The organism is Chitinophaga sp. (assembly GCF_035564935.1).
In the GTDB taxonomy this organism is placed as follows: domain Bacteria; phylum Bacteroidota; class Bacteroidia; order Chitinophagales; family Chitinophagaceae; genus Chitinophaga.
The window spans coordinates 1-3,548 of record NZ_DATMTE010000944.1 but is presented as its reverse complement, the minus strand read 5'-3'; the positions used below and the strand labels follow the sequence as shown (position 1 = coordinate 3,548).

Sequence of the window (3,548 nt, the reverse complement as noted above, 5' to 3'; positions counted from 1 at the left end):
TCACACTTTCATTAACATTGAATTTACAATTACCTATGCAAGACTTTTTATCTTAGCATTATCAAGTTGATAATCAAAATACCCTGTAACCTCAGATTAAATGAACTGACACTATGTTCAGTAACTCTTTCCTCAAAAGCTGTTAACTATGTATGTTCCGGTAATCATTTTACTTTTTTTTATGTTGTGGTACATCCGTTTCAGGATGCAGAGTTTTCATGTAAGTTTTTTTAAAGAGAAGAAATTAAAGCCAATTGCAGGGGAAGATGCTATCCAGGCTGTAAGGATAACAGGTGTTTCCAACAGCGTATTCAGTGTATCCAAATACCTGCGCAGCGTAAAGAACCTGTCTGACAAACGGTTTATGACAGTAGCCATTAACCAGGTGATCACTACTGCTATGGGCACTACCCACCAGGCAAGGCTGATTGAAAACCTCGCTCCCGGGGAAGAACGCCGGCTGGGCCATAGCGATGATGTAAGAGAAGGCAAGTACCAGATCTATATCGGGTATGAAATATTGTGGGCCCGGTACACTCCTGCCCCTGTATGGCACAAAGAAAAAGATACTGCAGCAACATCTCCCGCAAAACTATATAATGAAATGCTCCGGCAGCACCAGGATTCGCTTATAGACGAAATAGAGAAGAAGAAAGATCTATTGTCCTGACAGCTGCTCCGTTTTTCCACGGAAAATACTTAACCACACCATGGAGAAGAAAACGCCTAAAGTGGCGCCTGCAGTTACATCTTCAAGGAAATGCTGGCTCATGTACATGCGGGAATATCCTACCAGCATAGCCAGCGCCAGGTATATCAAAGACAGGTACTTATTTTTTGCATAATAAGACAACACTGTGGCCGCAGTAAACGCACATACACTATGCCCCGAAGGGAAGCTTCTGAAATTATCAAGTACGGATACGCCCGGTACAAAATAGATCTCCTGTAAGCGGCTGGCAAAATAACGGTACGGCCGCGGAAAGCCGATGACTGCTTTCAGCGTGAAACTGATAGCTGCCGTGAAAAGGTAAGCGGTGGCCATCATGGTACCTGCACGCCGGTCAATAAGAAGTAACAACAATGATATAAGTACAGCAGCGGAAACGCTTCCCAGCGCTGTAATGTATGGGAACAGGAAGTCGCCCGCCGGCGTATGCAGTTTATTGATGAAGAAGTAAGCATCCTGCCTGCTTACCGTCACCCGCGTTATCAGTACCGCTATTACTATTAAAGTAAACGGCCATACCAGCCACTTTACCTGCTGGTATACCCTGATAAAATTTTTCAGAAAAGCGTTCATTTAACTATGGCTGGGTTAATCGGCGGTGATAATTTATTTGCCCGAGATGATAATTAAGATGTGTGCTCAGGTGTACCAGGAAATGTGCGGTAGACATAGTACCTGCCAACACCTTTTCCGGGTAGGTTTTTTCAAGGTCTTCCGCAGTCAACCCTGCTATAACGGTGAGGGTTATACGACGGGTAGTGCTGATCAGCACCAGCAGATCTTCCGTGGGAACATTCCGCGCACTGAACTCCAGGTCCCTGTTGCGTATGTATCCTGTTTTCCCCAGTACGGCGCCCACGTAATGTTGCAGGTTGCCGCAAAGATGCAGACAAAGAGTTCCCGCCGGATTTTTTATGCCGGGAGGAATGAGCCAGATACCTGCAGCCGTTTCATAGGCAGCGATCTCTTCTTCCAGTTTGCTGAGATCACGTTCAAATAAGTTGATTAAAATTCCGGTAAGCATATGTTAAAGATAGGAAAAGCAGGGGATCATCTTTTGATATTATTGTAAATATATTCCAATACCAGCTGAGCATGGCGGAGGTCACTCCGGGAAATACCCTTCTCCGCCATTTCCACTACGGATAACGCCAACGGATATACTTTGTTTTTCAGCTTTTTCCCGCTGGCAGTGAGCCATACCCGCTTGCTCCGCCGGTCGGTTTCGTCGGCCGTCCGCTTTACCAGGTCTCTTTTTTCGAGATTGTCAAGCAGCTTGGTCAGACTGGCTTTATCTTTGCCGGTCTTATCAGCCAGTTCCTGCTGCCGGCTGCCATCCTGTTCCCCCCAGAGGTAACGCAGGATGAAATACATATCGGGAGTAATATCCAGTCCGGCCTGCATAAATACATTCAATAGTTTCAGCCGGTACGCTGTATGTGTTCTGACAACCGCGCTGGCAATGTTCATGCGCAGCCTGGCACTGATATCTGGTTTCGCCATAATGTGGTTAATGGGTTATACAACCTGATGAATAAAACTTTGAATTAACCGCTTTAAAACGGCCTTCATCAAACATAAATTAACAAGTTTTGTTTAAAGTACATAATTCAGCAGGATGACTAACAATACTACGCGGCAACTTACCCCCTTCCAGGAGAAATGGCACAATATTATTTTCGAGGCCAGTAGCCCCGCGGGGCGGGCATTCGACATTATTCTGCTGGCTGCCATCCTGGTTAGCGTGGCTATTGTTATGATGGAAAGTGTTGCGCCTTTGCAGCAGAAATTCGGCCGCCTGTTTCATATACTGGAGTGGGTATTCACCCTGGTTTTTACGCTGGAATATATTTTCCGGGTATGGTGCAGCTATCGCCCGAAGGCATACATGACCAGCTTCTATGGGCTTGTAGACCTGCTTTGCATTCTCCCCACTTATGTGGAAGCGTTTTATGGCGGTGCGCATTTCCTGCTTACTATCCGGATACTGCGGCTCATGCGTATTTTCAGGATATTCAAACTGGTTCCGTTTCTTAACGAGAGCAAACAGTTATCGCTCGCCCTGCAGCAAAGCAAGCGTAAAATATTCGTGTTCCTGTTTTTTATCGGGTTATTAACGGTGGTTTTAGGCGCTATCATGTATGTGATAGAATCTGAACATAATTCAGGATTTACCAGCATTCCGGTAAGCGTATACTGGGCGGTAGTAACGCTCACCACTGTCGGCTACGGCGATATAGCGCCTGTAACACCGCTGGGGCAAACATTTTCAGCGCTTATCATGATTATGGGATATGCAATTATTGCAGTGCCTACGGGGATAGTAACGGTGGAAATGAGCAGGATCCGTAACCGGGAGGACGTGGATCGCAGGGTTTGTCCGCATTGCATGCGTGAAGGACACGATGCAAATGCGGACTTCTGCAAATACTGCGGGTCTAAACTCTGAGGAATTAGTTTACGCTGAATAAGGGCTGTACATCCAGCATCGCCTTCTGGTAAGCGGCATCAAAAACTTCCCATTTACCGGTAACACCGATACGGATCTTGCGGCTGTCTATCAGGTCAAATTCAGCTATTTTTTTATTAAATCCCTGTTTACCTCTTTTGAAATCCGTAATATCGGCCAGTGGAAATTCCACGGAGATCTTTTTACGGCTTAGCAACCAGCCGATGACTCCAAATAAGAGGAACATCAACATAGGCTTTGCTTCGAAAACAATTCTTTCGTTGGTAAGATACAAAGTGCCTTGTTTTGCATTAAAATTGCTTTTGAGGTATACACCGTTTACTTTGAACAACACCGTTTCCTGTGGGT

The 3,548-nt window shown here is 45.6% G+C and carries 6 protein-coding genes; 2 read left to right on the top strand and 4 right to left on the bottom strand.

Annotated features, from left to right (window positions below; all coding sequences use genetic code 11):
- Window positions 1–181: 181 nt before the first annotated feature.
- On the top strand, window positions 182–670 hold the full coding sequence (locus VN105_RS24535; protein ID WP_325645202.1) for a hypothetical protein: 489 nt from the start codon (window positions 182–184) through the stop codon (window positions 668–670).
- On the opposite strand, the gene VN105_RS24530 is transcribed toward VN105_RS24535, so the two are convergent.
- The 3 genes from VN105_RS24530 to VN105_RS24520 are packed head-to-tail and all read right to left on the bottom strand — an operon-like array spanning window position 659 to window position 2,233.
- Window positions 659–1,303, bottom strand: a complete 645-nt coding sequence (locus VN105_RS24530; protein ID WP_325645200.1) for a phosphatase PAP2 family protein — start codon at window positions 1,301–1,303, stop codon at window positions 659–661. The two genes, VN105_RS24535 and VN105_RS24530, sit on opposite strands and share 12 nt — an antisense overlap.
- Window positions 1,304–1,307: 4 nt before the next feature.
- Complete coding sequence (locus VN105_RS24525) at window positions 1,308–1,754, bottom strand: DinB family protein (protein WP_325645198.1); 447 nt, start codon at window positions 1,752–1,754, stop codon at window positions 1,308–1,310.
- 26 nt (window positions 1,755–1,780) lie between these two features.
- Window positions 1,781–2,233: a MarR family winged helix-turn-helix transcriptional regulator gene (locus tag VN105_RS24520; protein WP_325645196.1), complete on the bottom strand. Its 453-nt coding sequence runs from the start codon at window positions 2,231–2,233 to the stop codon at window positions 1,781–1,783.
- A 115-nt stretch (window positions 2,234–2,348) separates the two neighbouring features.
- Between VN105_RS24520 and VN105_RS24515 the strand changes: the two genes are divergently transcribed.
- The gene (locus VN105_RS24515) at window positions 2,349–3,179 is read left to right on the top strand and encodes an ion transporter (protein ID WP_325645194.1); all 831 of its coding nucleotides are present in this window, start codon (window positions 2,349–2,351) and stop codon (window positions 3,177–3,179) included.
- A 4-nt stretch (window positions 3,180–3,183) separates the two neighbouring features.
- Here the strand turns inward: VN105_RS24515 and VN105_RS24510 are convergent.
- Window positions 3,184–3,548 (bottom strand): GRAM domain-containing protein (locus tag VN105_RS24510; protein ID WP_325645192.1); only part of this gene is annotated, 365 nt, incomplete at its 5' end.